This is a genomic window from Parabacteroides sp. TM07-1AC (assembly GCF_003480915.1).
GTDB classification, from domain to species: Bacteria; Bacteroidota; Bacteroidia; order Bacteroidales; family Tannerellaceae; genus Parabacteroides; species Parabacteroides chongii.
The window spans coordinates 296,074-317,628 of the sequence record NZ_QUKD01000002.1 but is presented as its reverse complement, the minus strand read 5'-3'; the positions used below and the strand labels follow the sequence as shown (position 1 = coordinate 317,628).

Here is a 21,555-nt window from a genome sequence, read left to right as displayed (position 1 = left end):
TTCCTTAGTTCTTAACGAACTACGTCATCTTTTCCCTCAGGTTTCATTATCGGACATACTGTTCATTATCGGACACCTCTTAGTGATGTTACTCTTCAGAAAATCAATGGTATATGTTTTTGGCATAGCTTTTGCCTATAGCTGGGCAAAACATATATTACGATGAAAAAGATCTATATAGCCATTACTTATTTATTGCTGACAAGCTTTGGTTTACGAGCCGAAGAACAAGATAATATTGTCCATCTGACGTTGAAAGAAGCGATCGCATTGGCACAACACCAGTCTGTAGATGCCGCGGTCGCTTTGAACGAGCTGAAAACGTCTTACTGGGAATACCGTACGCATGTTGCCGACCAGTTACCGGAAGTCAATTTCAAAGGTACGATCCCCAGTTATAGCAAACAATACAGCCGCTACCAGCAGTCGGACGGAACTTATGCCTTTGTGCAGGATAATAACCTGTCGATGAACGGTGCGATCTCTGTCGATCAGAATATAGCACTGACCGGTGGTAAAATATCATTGAATTCTTCTCTTAACTTCTCCCGTCAGTTGGGACATGGTGCTTTCAATGAATATATGAGTGTGCCGATCGGTTTGACTCTGACACAACCGGTCTTCGGAGTAAACGATCAGAAATGGAATCGCCGGATCGAGCCTGTCCGTTACCAGGAAGCAAAGGCAGCCTATATAGAAAGTGTGGAAGGGGTAACGATCTCTACGATCGCTTATTTCTTTAACCTGTTGCTGGCGAAAGAAAATTTGGCGACCTCTATGCAGAACCTGGAGAATGCGAACAAACTCTACGATATTGCGATAGCCAAGCGGAAGATCGGGCATATATCCGAAAGCGAACTGATGCAGTTGAAATTATCGGCATTGCAGGCGAAAGGCAAGTTGACGGAAGCCCAGTCCAACTTGAATGCCAAGATGTTTCAGTTACGTTCTTTCCTCGGATTGAGTGAGGAGGATGTGATAGAACCTGTCATCCCGGAGTCAGTGCCGGATATGCGCCTGGTTTATCAGGAGGTGTTGGAGAAAGCCCAGGAGAATAACTCGTTCGCAAAACGTATTCTGCGCGAACAACTGGAAGCCGATTATGCCGTGGCGACAGCAAAAGGAAAGCGCCGTGATATCAATCTGTTTGCTTCCGTAGGATATACGGGTAAAGACAGTGAATTTAGAGGTGCTTATAATCCCTTGCGGGATAACCAGGTGATCGAGGTCGGTTTCAGTATTCCCCTGCTGGATTGGGGAAAACGGAAAGGAAAAGTGAAGGTTGCCGAGTCGAACCGTGAAGTCGTACTCTCCAAAAACCGCCAGGATCAGATGACTTTTAATCAGAACATCTTCCTCCTGGTGGAGAATTTTAATAACCAGGCAGCCCAGCTGGAAATAGCGGAAGAGGCGGATGAGATTGCCCAGAAGCGTTACCGGACCTCTATAGAAACGTTCATGATCGGAAAGATTAACATTCTTGACCTGAATGATGCCCAGCAATCGAAAGACGATGCCAAACAGAAACATATTCAGGAGCTGTATGGATTTTGGAGCTACTTTTATAATGTCCGCAGTGTGACCCTGTACGATTTCTTGAACGACCGTAATCTGGATGCGGACTTTGAAGATATCGTCAGAAAGTAGTATCTTTACCAATCTTAAAAGAAACCTATATGATATTGATTGTCGATGATGACGCTGTTGTCCGTTCTTCGCTTACTTTTTTGCTGAAGCGGGCGGGCTTTGAACCGGAAGCTGTTTCGGGACCTGATGAAGCGTTGGCTATAGTGCGCCGCGAAGCGCCGCAACTGATTCTGATGGATATGAACTTTACCTTGACTACGACGGGAGAAGAAGGAATACAGTTATTAAAACAAGTAAAGATATTTCAGCCGGATGTACCGGTCATTCTAATGACTGCCTGGGGATCCATTTCCCTGGCAGTGCAAGGTATGCAGGCCGGTGCATTCGATTTTGTCACCAAGCCCTGGAATAACCTCGTGCTGTTGAAGTCGATCCGTACAGCCCTGGAGTTGAACGAACAGAAGAAAGAAAAGAACTCTCCGTTGAACCGGAATGATGCAGATAATAAATTTCATTTTGAAAAGATAATCGGCCAAAGTGATGCATTGATGGAGGTATTGGGTACTGTTTCACGCATAGCCCCTACGAATGCCTCCGTTTTGATTACCGGCGAGAGTGGAACGGGAAAGGAGTTGATTGCTGAAGCAATCCATGCCAATAGTCCGCGGATGAAAGAAGCCTTTGTAAAGGTAAACCTGGGCGGACTGTCGCAAAGCCTTTTCGAAAGCGAGATGTTCGGACATAAGAAAGGGGCGTTTACAGATGCCTATATCGATCGTACCGGACGTTTTGAAATGGCCAATAAAGGTACTATCTTCCTGGACGAGATAGGCGATCTGGAATTATCCTGCCAGGTGAAACTGTTGAGGGTACTGCAGGACCAGACATTTGAAGTGTTGGGTGACAGCCGTCCCCGCAAAGTCGATATCCGTGTGGTCAGCGCCACCAACTGCAAGTTGCCGGAAATGGTGGCTGCCCGTACTTTCCGGGAAGACCTGTTCTATCGGATCAACCTGATCACCATTCATCTGCCCGCTCTCCGCGAGAGGAAAGACGATATTCCTTTGCTTGCCCGTTATTTTGCCGACAAGCAATCGGAGGTAAATGGTTTGCCGAAAGTATCGTTCTCATCCGATGCTATGAACTTTCTGCGGCGTCTTCCTTATCCGGGTAATATCCGTGAGTTGAAGAACCTGGTAGAAAGGACGATGCTGGTCTCCGGCAAGTCGTTGCTGGAGGTTTCCGACTTTGAAGGACAATGCCTGAACCTGGGGAATAATCAATCGGTACGGAAAGGCGGATCCGTCAGTTTGGAGGGAATGACATTGGATGAGATAGAGCGGCAGACCATTTTGCAGGCATTGGAAACACACGAAGGAAATCTATCTCATGTAGCTTCCGCACTGGGAATCAGTCGGGCTGCTTTATACCGCCGGTTGGAGAAATACGGAATACCAACCGATAAATAAATATGATTCAGATGAGGGTCAAAGGATTGTTTTGGATACTGACAGGGTTGCTGCTGACTATTTTAGGAGTGATCACCTACTATGTCTTCTATAATTTCTCTTCCACTCTATTTTTTATCGTGGAAGGGGTTGTCCTGATAACCGTCATTTATCTTTTCCTTTTTTACCGCCGTATCATCAAGCCGCTGGATATAATCGGCAATGGTATGGAACTGCTGAAAGAGCAGGATTTCAGTTCCCGCCTGAGTCGTGTCGGACAGAAGGAAGCCGACCGTATCGTGGATATTTTCAATAAGATGATGGAACAGCTGAAGAACGAGCGTCTGCATCTGCGGGAACAGAATCATTTCCTGGACTTGCTGATCAATGCGTCTCCTATGGGAGTGATCATGCTGAACCTGGATGGCGAGATCATTTCGCTTAATCCGTCGGCACGTAAGATGTTCGGCCAGCCGTCGTCTGTCGATGTTACCGGAAAGTCCTTTCTGGAGATAGACTCTCCGCTGGCAATGGAGTTGGAGCGTATCCCTTTGTATGGGTCACAGACCGTCCGCCTGAATGATGCCAATGTATATAAATGTACGCATTCATCTTTTGTGGACAGGGGATTCCATCATTCGTTCTATCTGGTGGAGATATTGACACAGGAAGTTTTCAAGGCGGAGAAGAAAGCCTACGAGAAGGTGATCCGTATGATCGCCCATGAAGTGAATAATACGACAGCCGGTATCACTTCGACGCTGGATACATTGGAGTCTACCTTCAGCGAGATGGAGAACACGGAAGACATATGTGACGTGTTGCGTGTCTCTATTGAACGTTGTTACAGCATGAGCCATTTCATCACGAACTTCGCCGATGTCGTACGTATTCCGGAACCTCAGTTGCGTAATCATGAACTGAATGCGGTTGTGGTCTCCTGTAAACGTTTTATGGAAACGATCTGCCTGAACCGCAATATTCGGATCCATATGGAACTGGATGAAGTATCTCCTGTAGTGAAATTGGATAGTTCGCTTTTTGAACAGGTCCTGGTCAATATTATCAAGAATGCGGCGGAATCGATCGGGCAGGACGGACAGATCTATATACGTACCTCACGTAATCCGGTCTGTCTCGAAATAGCAGATACCGGCAAAGGTATAGACAAAGAGACTGAAAAGAAACTGTTCAGTCCCTTCTTCTCTACCAAACCTAACGGACAGGGCATCGGACTGATTTTTATCCGCGAGGTACTACAGAAGCAGAATTGTTCTTTCTCCCTTCGTACCTATACGGATGGCCTGACCCGGTTCCGTATCCTCTTCGAATAAAATCGAAGCGTTAGGGGGAGGTCCTTTTTACTCTTTGAATGAATATACAGCCGATATATTCACAATATCCGGATGGAGGGGAAGCGTCCACACGACCCGGTTATCCGGATCGACCTCTATCAGCAAGGGTTGCGATTTATCCTGACTATGCCCGTTCCAGTTGCTTATCAGCGTATTCCCGTTTTTGTATCGTACCAGTTCGGCGACGAATAATAAAGAGATGTTCTGGAGGTCATCGCTTCCGATTTTCCGGACAATCTGTTTGCTGTCCGGATCGATCTCTACAAAGTTATGGGCATCGCCGCAGGATACCAGCCAATTCCCATTTTTGAGTATTTGGATGGCGAAAGGGTTTCCCCCGCATTCGGCCCTGTTGACGATCTCTTTCTCTTTATTCATTTCAACGACCTCTCCTTTACCCATCAAGGGGATCAGATAAGTGTTCTGCGGCGTTTTTACGATTTGGCGGAATTGGTCGTGCACACCGGTGATACTGGTGTCGAACTCTATTTCTTCTACGGGTTGCCCTTGCGGATCGAGTTCGATGATCCGGGAAGGCGTGCCGCAGATAGCCAGCATATAACGGCCCGAAGGCAATTGGGTAGCAGTAAATAATTCTTCCCCTTTTCGTGCTTTGAAGTCCCATAGCGTCTGCTGTTTGCGGTTGATCAGCCGGGCACCGGACGTATAGGCATACAGGATATTTCCTTCTTTGGTTATTTCAACATCGTTGCAATCTTCATGAGCCGCCAGCGGATGGCTCCATTCGATCTCTCCTGTTTTCTTGTCGAGAATCGCTACCTGTTTCCAGCCGCAGCCGGAAACGAGTAACTTTTCTCTACTATTATTACATGAGCAATAAGTGCTAATCATTGCTATGAAAAACAAGTATTTAAAATAGCGTCCAATCATTCTTCTGTCATTACTACACGGAATCCTACATTGTAAACTTTCTGATATTCACGGTACGGCAGACGGAAAGACGAGGTCGAGCGGTAAGGGCGGTCATACCAGGAACCACCGCGCACAACGCGTTTACCGTTTTCAGAAACAGCATCGTTTCGTCCGTCATTTTCCTTATAAGGATAAGGTTGATAGGATGATAACGTCCATTCCCATACATTTCCGTGCATGTCGAACAGATCCCATGGATTGCGGACATAACGGCCTACCGGTTCGGAAATAAACCCTCCGTCATTATAAGTCGTGTCGCGTGGAATCCAGTCGTCATACTTGTTCGGATTCTCGATGACCATAGCACTTTCATAGAATTTGTAAGCGGTACAGGCGGCAAATTCTTTCAGTTTGATGTCACCCAGGTTGGCATAGCGGGAGAAGTCGGCAGACATGCCACCATACCAGAAAGGCGTATCGCTTCCAGCCCGGCAGGCCCATTCCCACTGTGCTTCCGTAGGGAGGGAGAACTTCATGCCGGTCTTTTCGGATAACCATTTGCAATAGTCCATCGCTTCCTGCCAGGAGAGGCGTACGGCGGGCTGGTCCGGATGGTTCATCGAATAGCCTTTCCGTCCGAACTGGTAACCGTGACGGTGTTCGTCGCGACTGTCGTGTGCCGGGTTATAGGCTCTGAACTGTGCGTTCGTTATCTCGAAACGTCCCATCCAGAAAGGTTTATCTATCTGTACGATCGTTTGCGGCAGTTCGTCCGGATGCCGGTCGCTACCCATAATGAATGAGCCTGCCGGTATCTTGACCAGTTCCAATGTAATGCCGTTGCCCAGTGAGATACTCTTCTGGAAATTCCCCAAAGCCAGTTGTTTCCATTGGGCATCACTCCATTGGTCGTAAGGTTTTTCTGTCGGGTTGTAGATCGGCCATTTCTCCAGTAGGGTATCCCCAATTGCTTTCTGTTCCTTCTCAAACCGGACCGGTTCGATGTTCTGCGGGATTTCCGGCAACCATTCGGCAGTCGACTTAGGAGCACCGAACATTTCGCGGTATAGCTCCCGCAGCTCATTGCTCTGTTCTGCATCTTCAAACTTAGGAATGTCGGAACGACGTCCGTGGAAAGGAGCATTGAAGTCTATCCAGCACGCCAGCTTCTCCATGGATTCTTTGTCCAGTTTGACACCATAGTGGCCTTTTTGTAGAATCTGCATCAATTCCGTCTGATCGGCATGTACGTCCATCGGAACGAGCATGTGCATATCGCTCTCGATACCCGGACGACGCACGTAACGGTGCAGGTTGGCATATGAAAGCGTAAAATGTCCGCCGTTCTTCCAGGCCCTTCCCGATATGTTCGAAGTCCAGTCTTTGATCCATTTGTCCCCTTTCAGGTACGGTTTTCCGGGTTTGTCCTGATTGTGGCAGGATATACAATATTTATCCAAAACGGGCTGTACTTCGTGGCGGTAGCTGAATCCTCTCTCTTTACCGTACCATTCTTTGATAGCCTGCGGTTTTTGCAGGGATGCTTTCGTCCGCTTCGGAATGGCTATGGTCGATTTTTCTTCGTGGCAGCCGATACAAGAGACCGTTTCGCCCGGCATGCCGGTGAACCAGCTTCTCATGACCTGTAATGCTTTTCCCTCTGCATCCAGCGGTTGTACGAATACAGCCGTATTGGCAGGGATGGTAAACATAGCCGAACCGTCTTCTTCAACATCCACTTCACCCAGGATTCGTTTGATGTCCCATGGTCCGTCCATACCAATGGTGCCCAGCAGGCCGCCCTGACCCCACGGGCTGAAGTTGAAAGAACCGATGCGCAGTTTCTTTACTGTGCCACGCGGAATGCCTTTCAATCCATCGCCTTCATAGATATCCTGCAGGAAAACAGTAGACGTAGAAGATGTCAGGTCGACACGGTCGGGGATGACATTCGGTGTTTTGCGGCTGTCCATCAACACCGGTTCGAGGTAGGCAACGTTCTCCTCTTCGGCAATCAGGGTACGGTTGTCGAATGTGTCGACCAGGTAAAGTCCCCACAGGCTTTCCGGACTTTCCTTCATGGAAACCAAATAATAGGTATCATTCAACGGATACGGTTGCAGGAACTGCGGCCAGATACCGTCGGGCAGGCGGTCGCGAACGACAGCTTCCACTTTTTTGCCGGCATACGGGATTTCGGCAACGACTCCGTCTGCTTCGTGACGGCCTTTATTGGTATCGATGATCAGCATGCGTCCGCTTCGTGAAACGCTGTGGTGACCGGAAGCGATACCGACTACCGCCGACGGTCGTCCCGGTATGGGGCGGGCGTTGAAGAACGAAGTCGGAAAGTAGGAGTTCGAACCATAGAAAGCCGACTGCGTGGTACCGTCCGGATTCATCGTAAACAGCAGGCGCGAATTGGAGTGGGGCAGGTCTGCATACTCCCAACGCTGATAGAGTACGGTACCGTTGTCCATGATGACCGGACCCCAGTTGCTGTCCTGGTCGTAGGTCAGCTGACGGGTTTGTTTTGTTTTCGGATCATACAGGAACAATCCGCACATTTTGTTTCCGCCGTCTGTACAGGGCAATCCCAGGAAGGTCCCTGTCGAGCAGAAAATATACCGTCCGTCCGGCGTATAGCAACCGTCGAAACTGTCGAAGTCTTTATATGTATCGGGGGTTAGTTGATGGGTTTTACCGGTTGTGATGTCGAGTTCGAACAGATGCCAGCGGTCGGACGAACCGATGGAGGAATACATCAGCCGCTTTCCGTCGAAATGAGGTTCCGGATCGGTGATGATCATTCCTGCTTCCGGTTTGTATAAGGTCGCTTGTTTGATTTTACCGGGTTGGATGGTGAGCGAGACAAACTCGTTCGTCCAGCCGGTTTTAGGGTTCCATATCTCGGAGTTATTTTGGAAATTGGAAGGAGCGATGCCCAGTTCGCCGCTCATGGCTTTGCGTGCCTTGTCGCCGAGCGATCTGCGGATAGCCACCACCTGCTTGTCTGCCAGCAGCGGATTTGCCAGTAGGGCAGCATCCAGTTGCTTCAATAACTTCTGGGCCTGCTTCCCGGCTTTCGGGTCTTTGGACTTCAGACCGTCGATCAGTTTTTCCTTGTCTGTTTTCAACTCATCGAGCGCTTTTTCCCAGTCCTTATCCGGACGGTAGCTATCCGGATATTTTTTCTTCAGATGATCGATCGCCGATTTGTATTTTTCCGGCGAGTAATAGTTGATCCGGTTGATCAGGCTTTGCCAGGAGTCCTGTGCGAAAAGTAAGGACGGACTACCACATAGTCCGGAAAAAATGAACAGTGCTGTAATGAACCGTTTCATAGTGTTAGAATTATGTTATATAAGATGAAGTTTAGTAATTACAAAAATAAAGCATCTCTTTTTCTTAACTTTGACAAAATAAGATGAATACTTTGCATAATCCGATATAGTGATTTAATTTTAATTCCTATATTTACGGCAGTTAACTAATAAATGTCTGATATGCTTGTCTCTTATTCTCCGTACGATCTGTCGTTGCCTTTGCTTTATGCCGACCATTCCCGGGTGGAAACCTGGTGGAATTATCAGGATGTGATCAGTCCGTTCTACCGGCTTTACCTGATCACGAAAGGCAGGGGGAAGGTTTATATCAATAAGAAAGGATATGAACTGCTGCCCGGTCAACTGTTCCTGATACCCAAGTTTGCTTTCCATAGTTATGAATGCGATGATTTCATGGAGCATTATTATATCTGTTTCTTTGACGAAACGAAAGGGGGGAAGGGTATCAGTAATCCGATGAAAATGAATTTGCAGGTACAGGCTACTCCGATGGATTATTCGCTGATGGAGCGTTTCCTGGCTCTTAATCCGTATAAATCGCTACCGACATCAGACCCGAAGCATTATGACAATGACCGGAATATTTATAACAAAGAAGATGAGGTTTCCGTTTCTACATTCTCGGACCTCGTGGAGAGCAGTGGTATTCTGCTGCAGCTCTTTTCCCGTTTTATAACGGAAGAATGCCTGCTTTTGCCGGAAGCGAATAGTTTGTATGAGAAGCTGGATGTGGCGATACAGCATATCAATAAGCATCTGGACTGTCGTATCTCTGTTTCAACCCTCGCCGATCTGATGTGCATTACGCCCGATCATTTCTCTAAAGTATTTAAACGGATCGTTGGGATGCCGCCCTGTGAATATATCCAGATGAAGCGGATTGAGCGGGCACAGACTTTGCTGCTGACTTCCCATATGTCGATCATCGAGATTGCTGAAAAGGTCGGTATTAGTAATCTGTCCCAGTTCTCCCGGCTGTTCTCGAAGATGGTCCGTTGTTCTCCCAGGGAGTATCGGCTGAAACAATTCAATGCATTGAAATCGGAGAATTATAGTATGCAGTAAAAAGTAGTTTTTGTTTATATGCCTAAAAGTGTTTCACCCTAATGGAACAACTGTTTCATTACGTAGAAACAACTGTTTCATTAGGGTGAAACACTTTTATTGTCACGGTCAGTAAGCCGCTTCAAAGCAGGAGGATGAGCCGTTATTGCTTCTTTAAATTGACAACTTCCGGTGTTCCTTTGGTGATGTAGCGGATGATCACTTCAGGTGCATCTTCGCTGGTCTGTTCGCAAGAGAAAGCGACAGCCGATGAACCGGCAGGAAGCAAGGCACTTCCCTGAGGCTGTACTTCGCTGATCACATTGTAATTCTTATCGGTCACCACCGCTTTGCCGTCAAACGTATAAAGCAGATACTGGCGATCAGAAATCTCGCAAGGGAACTTGATCACTCCTTTTGGGGTTGTGAAAGACGGGTCTTTGATTGTGCCGTCTCCATCTACTTTCAGACGGATTGCGTATGCACTTTCATAGGGGCTTTCCCAGGACCAGTCTGCTCCGCCCGGTTGTCCCGGTTGCATTTCTGCCAGGTTGCAACGGTAATGTTTGGAGATATGGAGCGGATACAGGCTATAGTTTTCTTCATTGACTTTTTCCAGGTGCCATTCAGTTTGCGGATCTCTCAGACGGGCTTTCTGTTCTTCCGTGAAAGCTTCGGCTTCACGTAGCTTGTCCCAGTTTTTGATAGCTTCCAGTAATTTGTCGATCTGTCCGTGGCGGCGTAATGTATTACTGTTGATCGTCATGGCATAGCCGGCATCGAAACCGGCTGATTCGGATAATGCCCATTCCAAATCCTCCAAAGAAGAACATTCGAAGTTACGGTCTGCCAGACGGATCAGGAACCATCCCAGCATGCGTGGGAAAAGGTTGCGTTTGAAGAATGCCTGGTTCTTGATACGGTTTTCTACCTGTCCTGTACGCATGGCTTCTCCCCAGGGTTCACCCCAGTTCATGCGGGTATGGATATGCCATAAGTTATGGCTGAGGCGGCTGGCATCGTTCAGTACGTTATGGTTCAGTTGATTGTACCAGCGATAGACAAAGCGGTTGTTTGCATATTCGTCCTGTCCGGTGTAAGAGCATCCTTCCAGACCATCGAAAGATATCTGGCAAAGTCCTGTTTTATTCATGATCTCCGCCAGTCGGTCGGAGAATTTGTCCTGTAGGACCAGATCCGGAAACAGAGTTTTGTACGGATAATCCCATAATTTGTAAAGCGGAGTCTTTTGTGAATGGGCTGCGGCAGTCGTACCGTATGCGCCTCTTTTACAGTTTTTCAGCAGAAGAGTTTCTCCTTTGTCCTCCGTGCTTCCGTAAGTGATCAGTTCCTGGTCAATCTGCATGGCGTTTAGCGTCATGGGTCTATCGAACAGGCTTGATTTTTTGATTGTGATTTCTGTCTGGTCTTTGTCCAGGTCGGCTGTGAGTGATAAAACACCTTGCTTCAGCAGGTGTTCGGTTGGGACGGGAGTGACATACGCATCGTTGGTTGTCATAAAGTTACTGAGCGTATGTACGCCGACGGCAATGCCTTCAGCCTTTGCCTTGTCTACCATTTTCCTGACACCTTCGTCGCCGCTTTTTGTAAATTTAGGATCCCAGTTGAAATGTCCCCAATCCAGGAACGGACCGCTATGGTACACATATTTGAATCCGGCAATCTTAGCTTTATCGAGGATCATATCGAAATTATCTTCCGAGAAGTCGGAGATCAGATAAGACTTCATGGCAGCACGGGCGGTTTTGCCCCATTCGCCGTCGAACAAGGGATGCGGCAAGCCTTGCTCCAGTTCGATTTCTCCGATACGGGCAAGGGCTTCTGTATTCTTACTTCCGAAGAAAGCTATTTTAGCCCCTTTGATCAGACCGTCTGCTCCTTCTACCGGGAGAACCAGCGAGTTATTCAGTCCCTGTACCTGACGGTATTCCTGTTTATTTCTTCTGCGGGCGGAGAAATGGAAGACCGTACCGTCCGAGATATCGGCTGCCGCCAGTTTGTAATCCGGAATGCTGGCAACGGATAACTCGGCTGCTTTCCCGCTGTAACCGTAAGTTTGTGTAACCAGCTGTCCGTATTCTTCCGGGATACCTGCATTAGTCTTGATGTTCAGCGCTTGTATACCGAAAGCAACGCTGTTGCCCTGGGCGACACCGACTACATCGCCGACTATCTCATTGATGTTGACGGCTAACGGACCGAATAGTAATACCTCGTATTTCTCCGGGATGCTGGCGACCTCCAGTGTGATGCAAACATCACTTTCTTTGTGTTTCAGGGAGATGGTACCTCCGTCGGACATGGTCAGTTTCAGTTGATTACCGCTGGAAGTCAATTTGCTCGGGGTAACCAGTTGGTTACCTGTGCAGGCCGTTACAAGCGGGTACTTCCCTGTGTGAAGGATATCTTTGCCTTCAACCTGGATGGAAGAGAAATAACCTTCGTTATTGATTCCGATTTGAGTGGAACGAGTTTTTAGATTTACATTCTGTGCCCCGGCCTGAAAGACCTGCACGAATACGAAAAGCAGAACAATTCTGCCGATTAGAGAGAGTTGTTTCATGTTTGTTTGTTTAATATGTTAACCTTTTGATCGTTATCTCGCCGATTGATGATGCCCCTTTATTTTTTACTTTTACATTCAGGGTAGTAGGAAATTCATCCAGTGTTTGTTGTGAACGGGTAATCCTGAAAGTATGTTTCTTTGGTAAAAGGGCGAGCGAAGATAATTGTTTTTCTCCATACATGAAAAGTACGGGGTCTTTAAATTCCAGATCAGAGGATTTGTTACTCAGATAATCGGTCGCCAGCCGGGAGAAAACAATCTCATATTCGCCGATCTGATTGACGTAAGGAGTGAGGTCGAGACTGATCTCTGTCCATCGGTCAGGGTTGAATGTCTTGGCAGACCAGGTTTCTATGACCTGGGGTTTATCCTGTAGACGATCGTCTTGCAGATCATTGAGTTCGCTGACCACATGGAATGCGGAGAAATTCTTTATGCGCGGTGTTGCTTTCGATTGCGTGAAATGAACGCGTAGCTTTTTCAGGCGGAGTGAAGGGAAATGATCTATCTTTTTATTTCCGATGGAACTACCTTTGTAAACAGGTATCCATTGATTGTCCTCCGTATATCCTTCCAGCTGATAGGCGAGGACGCGCTGTCCTCCGCTCAGATCTTCCTGTAGAATACAATGGTTGACGGTTGTCGGTCCGGAAAATTCAAGTTCAAGCATGTCGCCGTTGCCTGCCGTTTGTTTCAGCGGGTGGGCGAACCGGTTCTCTATTTCTTTGCCGAAAGCCTGATAGACGGCGGCATGTGTATGGGGGATGACTCCGGTCGTATCGGGTGTGGAATTAAGGAGAAGGACGGAACCCCGTCCGACAGATTTATAATACAGGTTCATCAGTTGCTCCTGTGTCATCAATAGCGTATCGCATCCGGGTGCCCAGAACCATTTGTGTCCTTTGTTCTTGAGTAACGGAACATCGACTTCCACAGGTGCATAACAATCACCGTCCACATCTGAATGGAGGGCGGTGGAAACGCCGGAAGTGAGGTCCTCTTTCTTTATAGTATACCAGTTGGGATAAGGGGCATAACCATCCTCATTCCCCACCCATCGGAGATTTGCCTGTTCACCCTGGAAGATGACGGAGTTGGAGGCATATTTATCGAGGATATCTTTCACAGGGATGCAGCAGTTGCCGTCGAACCAGACCTCGCTGATCGGACCGTATTGGGTGAGGACTTCGATCAGCTGGGTACGGAAGACTTTGTTGTAGGCTTCCTGTTTGGACGGGTCTTGCGTGATTCCTCCGCTACCGATACCGGCTCCCCAGCGGTCGTCGCCCGGATAGATGTAGATACCCAGGTCGAGACCATACTTTTTACAGGATTCGGAGAGGTTTTTCAGCACATCGCCTTTACCGTTCCGCCAGGGTATTTCCTTGACTCCGTAATCGGACGTCTCTGTTTGCCACCAGCAAAAGCCGCCGCAATGTTTGGCTACGAAAAGAACCATTCCGGCTCCCCACGACCGGGCCACTTCACACCACTGGTCGGTATTCAAGTCGGGTATTTTCAGACGATCGAGTGGAGTCGTGAAATTATCATATTCCCGTCCTTGCCAGGCTGCCGGACCGTAATGGACGAACATTACACGTTCGTAATTATGCCAACGCAGCTGTGCTTCCGTCGGCAAAGGAATCTTATTCTCCTGTCTTTGTGCAATCGGGGATGACAAGGACTGGAAATTTCGTTCACAAAGTTGAGCTGAACTCTCGTTTTCTATCTTTACTTTGTAGCCTTCCGGTAGCTGTAAAGAATACTCTATATTATTTCCCGAACGTGTCCATTTCAATCCGATCTTCTCACCTCCTACTGGAATCGTACCGGAACAATGATTTAAAACAATATCTGAAAAACGAATGTTAACCACCTTTTTTCGATAATCAATTTTACTGATCCCCAAAATATCTCTATAAAGTACATGGCCGATATAAGAAGCAAAACCGTGATTACAACTAGCATAACTCCCCATGTGTTCCCATAAGGTTCCGGTAAGATCAGCCATTGTAAAGAAATAATCTTGAATTTCAAATAATATCTGACTCTGTAGCCCATAACGGGAAAGTAAATCCATCCGCATATAATTTCCCATAAAAGCATTTGCCCGAAACACCTTTGGATAAGTTACTGAATCGTTCCTGTTTGGACCGAACTGAGTTGTCAGTTTTTTCCAAAGCTCCGGATGTGATTCGGGTGTTGCAATATCAAAAAAGAATGCATAATACTGACAGACTTCCGTCGTATTTTCTGTGACTTTCAATTGCTCATTTTCTCTCACTGCATTATCTACAAAAAACTCCCCATTGAAGGATTGTCGTAGGATAGTCTGACGTATCTTTTCTGCTTTCTGCTTCCATTTCCCGTTGTTGTATAACCGGGCGGCACTTTTCAAGGCTGCGACATATAACATATTGGATGGATAATTGACATCCTGAACAAATTCGCTTGATTTCGACCATTCAATAAATACCCAACTTTCCAGATTTTCCAATAATCCGTCACTGTTTTCAAATCGGGCAAAGTATTGCAATAACTTTTCTATTCGAGGTTTTAGCTGGGCGATTAATCTCGGATCACCGCCATTCTGTGCATAATCATCCACCTGTAAAATAAACCACAAGGACCAGTTGGGAATGAAAATTCCATCATTATGATCAGCCGGATAACACATAGGAACCATGCCTTCCGGAAGAAATTCAAAGTGCTCCGGTAATGCATAATTCTCATAAAAATTATGGGCAACATCCGCATGTCCGGTAAACTCCCTTTCCATAATTCCTGCAAAATAGCTGTCACATAACCAACCGGCACGTTCCCGTGAAGGACAATCCGTAAACACATCGACTGCATTCTGTCTGAATGTTTCTTTTGCTGCGTTATAAATGGCATTCAGTTTATAATTGTTACAGGTAAAAGTGGCCTGTTTATTTTCTGGATAGGCAAACTCTCTCAAATAAACGTTATCTATACGGCAATCACCCTCCACTGCGATTATCTTCAAATATCTGCAAGTATACGATTCGAATGACTCCAAATTATATGTTCCAGGTTCCAACTCAAATACGATTTGATTATTGATATCAGCCATCCTTTGTTTAGTGTTAACATCTCCCTCTGTCAATAATTCGTCGAAATAAAAATATACCTTGGCTTTCGTCGGACAAACCAGCTTAGCACCCAAAAAACCAGAACGATTTATCCCAAAATCAAATATGTAAAACTCTCCGGTTTTTAATGGATAACTTTTCTGGGAGGAGAAAGGTTTGTTGATTATATGTCTAACATCTGTAATAATTTCTTGTATTTCTTGTGAAGGAGGTGGTGTTTCTAATTCTGATTCTTTATAACCTTTCAGCTTTTTTCCTATATTTACAAGAGACCTGTCTTTATAATATTTTTCGGGTTGTACCTTTTTAACAGTACCGGACAGATAAACTGATACGGGATTTTGTTTTAGAAAATCAGGTAATAATACATTTCGAGGCAATAGATTGATTGATAAAGAACTTGAAAGTTCTAACTTCTTGAGAGGTATGTATGTAGAATAACGCCATTTATCATATCCCTCTTTCATTCGATAATATTCAGTAAAAGGGCGTTGGAAACTATAACGTTCTACTTTTTGTAGTCTTTCTTCAAGTTGAAAAGCCTCAAAAGAGGAGGCATTTCCTGTCGCCAAAACCACCTTGCCATCAATGTTAACTTCCGATAATAGGAATGAGGGCTGATCGAGCGTATAATATGTATTAATGTTATATCCTGCGACTTCGATTGCCACAATGTTGTTTCCTGTTTTAATGTGATCTCCTAAGTCATACTCATCTACCCGGAAATATCCATGTGCAGTACGTGCTGGTCCGGAACCAACGAACTCTCCATTGATGAAAAGCCGATAAAGAGTAGAAGCTGTAATTTTGAGAGTGGCTTTTTGTCCTTTTTCTGCATGAAAAGAACCACGAAACCCCAAGTTTAGATTCATTTCTTTTTCTCGACCCGCTACCCATACCGGTAAAGCTTTTTGTATGAGAGTGCTTTCGGATTTATTTTTCAGTCTTTGACTGAAAGTAGAGGATACGGTTAACTGTAATACCAATATAGATACCAATATAACATAAAGTCTTTTTTTATTCATGATGCTTAGGCTAGAAGTATTTTTATCGATTTTTTTGTTAAGTAAATCATATTGCTTGTAAGATATGACTTATTTTTGATATAAAGCCTTCACCAATGCCGGATCGAGCGAAGCAGGCGGATTGAAACGGTTGGATGCCATATATTGCAGGATACTCTGTCGGAGCTGGCGTGCTGCCGGACGTTTATCCAGGTCTTTTTGAAGGTCTGCACTGCATACCATCAGTTTGCCGTTGCCTACTTTGCCTTCCAGCAAGATTCCCAGTTTCCGGTTTGTGAACCAGTCGTCTATCAGCTGCACTACCGGACGATAGTCTGCCGGGAAGTCATCCAGTACCATTGCATTGCAGTTGCTTACCAGGTCCCACCATTGATAATCGCTGTATCCTTCGGTAGGGAAGGCTGCCAGTGCCGGATGTGCCGGGTCGCAGAGGATTCCCAATGTGTGGGGAGGTTGTTTGTTTGTCCAGGCGGTATTCCAGAAGATGGAAGAGAAACCGACACGGATATCTCCGCCTTTTTCCGGCAGGATACTTCCAGGAGTTAACAGGAGCAGCACATTTTCGCCTTTGTCGAGGCGTACCATTGTCTGGTTATCGAGTGTAGAGGTTATATAGGGCAGTTGCTCTACGGCTTCCTGTTTGGCAGGATATACCCAGATATTCCATTGGTTCTTGCTGTTTGTCTCTTTCACTTCGACGCTGACGATCAGTTGTGACGGTTCACCGATACCGGAGAGGGCATATTTGATTTCACCAGCCGGGATACAGTTGGTTAACGGAAGGTCTTTCGTGAAACTGCCTTGTGCCAGTTCATTGCCGACACGGTCGCTGATCTGCCAGTTGATATGGGCGGCCTGTAAAGGCTTTTCTCCGAAATGGGCTATTTCGATCGGGACGTTCAATGTCTCATTGTTCAACCAGACCATTTTCGGAAAGCGGATAAGTGGAACTGTATTATTACAGAATGTGCTGTATTCCTTGCCTGTTACATATCCTTTTTCATCCCAGAACGGATCGAGAACGCCAACAAGCGCTGTTCCCTGCCCCGGGAAATCATGCAGGTCGAGCAGCTGGAAACCGGCAAAGCCCGGAGTACGTAACGCGGCTTCTATATCGGCTTTGTAACAGAGCGTTTGTAACCGGCCGGAAGCATACAGGAATGCGTCGGCGAGGTCGGCCATGTGATGATCTTTCAATGTTTCGCGGAATATCTCGAAGTTTTTAGCTTTCAGGACACCGGTGTATTTATCTATTTCTTTTAAGTTCGGATATACACACCACTGTCCGATCTCATGGCTGACTGTCGGCATATTTTCCCGGATGATATGAGCGAAGTCGTAATCGGTACGGGGTGGTTGGGCATTGATAATGCTGCGCAATCCTTCTCCCCAGCCTTGTATACGCGGATCAGGGGCATTCCAGTAGTCTGCATTTTCTACGTAAGGCCATCCTCCGGAACTAGTATAGGCACGGCGCAGATCTTTCGATTTCCAGTGGTCGATCAGTTCGGAAAGATATTTTACCTGGTTTGCTCCACCCGGTTCGTTTCCATAAGCCATCAAGCAGAAAGAAGGATGGTTGCCGTATTCTTTCAGGATACGGTCGCTTTCCTCGCGGAACCACTGGTCGGAGTAACCGCCGTCGCCTACGGTTGCCCAACCTGCACATTCGACCTGCAGATAGAATCCCATACTGTCGGCAACGGCGAAGGCTGCTTCGGGAGGACACCAGGAGTGGAAACGGACATGGTTCAGACCGTATGCTTTACACTGGTTATATATTTTTGTCCAGTAAGCGCGATCCGTAGCAGGATATCCGGTCAGTGGGAATATACAGCATTCCAGGATTCCCCGTAGGAATACCGGGTGGCCGTTTACTTCGAAACGTGTACCGTTAGCCTTGAACTCGCGGAGGCCGAAAGTACGGTATTGCTCCTCTTTCTTTCCGTCACTCTCTACGACAGCACATAGTGTGTAAAGATTCGGACTGTGTTCCGACCAGAGCAGGGCATCTTCTCCCATAGATAGAGTGATTTCCTGTGTCATTCCGGCTTCGGGGTTGATGGTGACTTTATGAGGTTTGCCAACCACACCGCCGTCTTTTTTCTCTACCTGAAGAAGGAGGGTGGCATCGTTCGTTGTAGCCGTGCCGTCCAACGATACGGCAACTTTAATCGTCTTATCGGCGATGTTCGGATATATCTGTATGTCGTCTATATAAAGGGACGGTTTGGCTGTCAGGCTGATCGTCCCGATCACACCGTTCCAGTTCGACTGTGTATGGTCGGAAACGCTGTGTGCATTCACGCCGACTTCAATATTGACCCGGTTGTCTACGCGAAGGGTGAGCGTATGTTTACCAGGTGTCAACTCTTTGAACGTATGACGATAGGGAGTGGACAATGATTCGTGTTTTCCCATTTCGACACCGTCGAGGAAGAGTGTCGTTTCCCAATGCGTACGTTCCAGTTCAAGTTGTACCGGACTACCGTTCCATGAAGCAGGTATATCGATCTCTTTCTGGTACCAGGCAACTCCTACATAATGTCTGTCCGGATTCAGCCAAAAAGGCACTTTGATATTTCCCGGCTGGCGGAATTTCTCATATAAAGGGGAGTCGTACCATGACTTGTCGACGATCTGTCCGGTCCAAGATGTTTCAATCCCGACCTCATCGCCGTATCCTTGTTCCTGAAGCGAGCCGGGCAGATGGATCGTGTCGGTTAATGACCGGGTATACCATTGTTCTGCCAGTCCCCGGTCGTTCCGGTCGAGGGCAAAGCGCCATTCACCTTGCAGTGATTGTTTATTATCTGCCTGACGGCAGGCTGTCAGAGCTAAAAAGGAAAGTAAGATCAACAAGTACTTTTTCATGAGTATTGAATTATAAATGAGATATAATGTGCATATTCTGCAAATTAACAGGATTCTGTATGAAGATTAAATAGATAAAACCATCTAAAAGATGGACAATGTTATGATTGGGACAAGAACTGACCGTCTTCTCTCGTCGACGGTGGTCATCGGTTACCATCGACGATACTCGTCAGTGGTCGTCGACGATGTCCGTCGATGATAGGGGGCAGACATCGTATCACCCTAAATACGATGTCTGCTCTTTAAAATGATCCCTATTACAGATTTTCGGCTCCGAGGTTTGGTGTGGTTGGCCATCCCGGGTTCTGATAGATCGGGGAGGTAGCCACATCACTACCGTCTGCAGAGGTATTCAGGAAATTCTGTATGGCGATCGGTGAAAGGTAATGAGCCATTGCCCATTTGAAACCTCCCTGTTGCATGATCAGTGAGTTACCTGCCACTTCCTGCGGACGCAGATACTGGCTCAGTTCCGGTGCGGAGACGTTCGATCTGGAATCGTTTGCACCATAGATCAGGATACTGTTTCCCTCGCTGTCTTTATACCAGTCTTTCATCGGTCCCCAAAGCTTGAAACCTTCGATATGATAAGGATTGGAGATCAGTTGATCCATAGCACGCCAGCGTTTCAGGTCCATGTGGCGGAAACCTTCGGCCATCAGTTCGCAGTTGCGCTCGCGGCGGATGTTGTAAAGCGTCGGACTGATCAGCTGACCGGCAGAATAGGCTCCCCAGTTATATTTACCCTCTTCACTCATATGGGTAGCTGCGATACTTTTGTTGTAATCCGTATCGAGATGGGCACGAGTACGGATGGCACGCCAGTAGGAAGCGGCAGTTCCGTCGATTGCACCAGTTCTTTCGTAAGAGGCTTCGATATAGTTCAGGTAAGCCTCGGCTGCGCGGAAGGTGATGCTACCGATATACGAACCGAAGTTGGCGCAATGCTTGGCATCGAAGTTGCCGCCTTTACGGATGGCATACCCTGTGGAATAATACACGTCGGCATTACCGATAGTGATGTCGGGAACCGGTTCAACCGGGGTGGCATGCGTTCCGTCGGAAGAAGGATAGAGCACGTTGGTCTGTCCCGGTTCTTTGAGGAAGAGCCATAGGCGACCGTCGCGTTCTTTACGTACATCGGAGACATAATCGTCGCCGGCGTAACCCGAACCGGCAGCATAGATCGGTAATCCGTTAGCCATCAGGAAGGTATTGACCATGCCGCGTGTGATACCCTGGCCTGCATTCCCTTTTTGTGCAAATTGGACGACACCGTGTGTCAACCCTAATCCTTTATCATACTGGCGCCACATGAGAACTTCGTCATAACTTGCCATATTTTCATCAGCATACATATTATAATATGGGTTCGGGGTATCTTCCGTGCTTTGTTGTAAAATACCATTGTTCTCTGTCAATGAAACAGCATCGGCTACGACTTTCGCCGCATCCATCGCCTGGCCGAGGAAATAGTCGATCTCATTGTCGATACTTCCTGAAGGATACTGGAAGTTGGCATTATAATCTTTACTTTTTCCGGGCCATCCGCTACCGTCGGGCACGAATGGGGTATTGCGGAAATACTTCAGCCAGGTACCCTCGAACAATGCAACTCTCGATTTGAACAGATAGGCGCAGTTACGGGAGAGGCGGTTCTTTTTGCCGTCGGGCGAAGCGTCTTTCAGCATAACGATCGCCGAATCGAGGTCAGCCAAGATGAAACGTGCCACCTCGTTCCGTGGTGCCCGTTTACTGGCTTCGGTCAACGCTTCCTGTTCGTCGATGACCGGACGGTAAAGGATCGGGAAATCACCGAAAGCTTGTAGCTTATTGAAATATTCATAGGCACGGAGGAAATAGACTTCACCGATATAATGTTTCACATTCTCTTCGTTTCCGCTGATCTCTCCGGCTTTCCATTTATCCACAACCCTGCCGAGGAAATAATTACATTTGTATATCTTGGTGAACTCCCAGTCGCCGCCGGTCTGTGCCGTTTTTAACTCGCCGGGAACATAGTCTTTATAATCACCTTTGGCGATCATATTATCTGTCCCGACATCCCATCCGAATGTGCCGTACCAATTGATGTCTGTGTTGTGTGAAGGCAGGATATCCGGATACACATTATTTATATAGGAAGCCAACTGGCTTTCTTCCGTCAGGTAATATTCGGGTGTGATTTGTGAGAGCGGCTCTCTGTCCAGATAATCGTTACACGAGAATAAGAGTCCGGCCAGGATAATGCCTGCTGTCTGTTTGCATATATTATTTATACGGTTCATAATGATTCTGT

The 21,555-nt window shown here is 46.9% G+C and carries 10 protein-coding genes; 4 read left to right on the top strand and 6 right to left on the bottom strand.

Annotated elements, in window-relative coordinates:
- Window positions 1-162 precede the first annotated feature (162 nt).
- The 3 genes from DXD68_RS06055 to DXD68_RS06045 are packed head-to-tail and all read left to right on the top strand — an operon-like array spanning window position 163 to window position 4,369.
- Window positions 163-1,647, top strand: a complete 1,485-nt coding sequence (locus DXD68_RS06055; RefSeq protein WP_122360757.1) for a TolC family protein — start codon at window positions 163-165, stop codon at window positions 1,645-1,647.
- A gap of 29 nt (window positions 1,648-1,676) precedes the next feature.
- A complete protein-coding gene (locus tag DXD68_RS06050; RefSeq protein WP_122360756.1) occupies window positions 1,677-3,056 on the top strand; it encodes a sigma-54-dependent transcriptional regulator in 1,380 nt (459 codons plus the stop codon).
- An 11-nt stretch (window positions 3,057-3,067) separates the two neighbouring features.
- Window positions 3,068-4,369, top strand: a complete 1,302-nt coding sequence (locus tag DXD68_RS06045; RefSeq protein ID WP_122361086.1) for a sensor histidine kinase — start codon at window positions 3,068-3,070, stop codon at window positions 4,367-4,369.
- A gap of 27 nt (window positions 4,370-4,396) precedes the next feature.
- On the opposite strand, the gene DXD68_RS06040 is transcribed toward DXD68_RS06045, so the two are convergent.
- Together DXD68_RS06040 and DXD68_RS06035 are read right to left on the bottom strand one after the other, a co-directional pair.
- On the bottom strand, window positions 4,397-5,242 hold the full coding sequence (locus tag DXD68_RS06040; RefSeq protein WP_233577006.1) for a hypothetical protein: 846 nt from the start codon (window positions 5,240-5,242) through the stop codon (window positions 4,397-4,399).
- Window positions 5,243-5,277: 35 nt separating this feature from the next.
- On the bottom strand, window positions 5,278-8,607 hold the full coding sequence (locus DXD68_RS06035; protein WP_122360754.1) for an SUMF1/EgtB/PvdO family nonheme iron enzyme: 3,330 nt from the start codon (window positions 8,605-8,607) through the stop codon (window positions 5,278-5,280).
- 162 nt (window positions 8,608-8,769) lie between these two features.
- On the opposite strand from DXD68_RS06035, the gene DXD68_RS06030 reads away from it, so the two are divergent.
- A complete protein-coding gene (locus DXD68_RS06030) occupies window positions 8,770-9,675 on the top strand; it encodes an AraC family transcriptional regulator (protein ID WP_122361085.1) in 906 nt (301 codons plus the stop codon).
- A gap of 142 nt (window positions 9,676-9,817) precedes the next feature.
- Here the strand turns inward: DXD68_RS06030 and DXD68_RS06025 are convergent, their stop codons facing one another.
- From DXD68_RS06025 to DXD68_RS06010, 4 genes are all read right to left on the bottom strand, one after another.
- Window positions 9,818-12,238, bottom strand: coding sequence for a hypothetical protein (locus DXD68_RS06025; protein WP_122360753.1), 2,421 nt, complete (start codon window positions 12,236-12,238; stop codon window positions 9,818-9,820).
- A gap of 10 nt (window positions 12,239-12,248) precedes the next feature.
- On the bottom strand, window positions 12,249-16,226 hold the full coding sequence (locus DXD68_RS06020; RefSeq protein ID WP_158585859.1) for an alpha-L-fucosidase: 3,978 nt from the start codon (window positions 16,224-16,226) through the stop codon (window positions 12,249-12,251).
- Window positions 16,227-16,448: 222 nt separating this feature from the next.
- The gene (locus DXD68_RS06015; protein WP_122360751.1) at window positions 16,449-19,253 is read right to left on the bottom strand and encodes a sugar-binding domain-containing protein; all 2,805 of its coding nucleotides are present in this window, start codon (window positions 19,251-19,253) and stop codon (window positions 16,449-16,451) included.
- 260 nt (window positions 19,254-19,513) lie between these two features.
- A complete protein-coding gene (locus DXD68_RS06010) occupies window positions 19,514-21,544 on the bottom strand; it encodes a RagB/SusD family nutrient uptake outer membrane protein (protein WP_122360750.1) in 2,031 nt (676 codons plus the stop codon).
- Window positions 21,545-21,555: the final 11 nt, after the last annotated feature.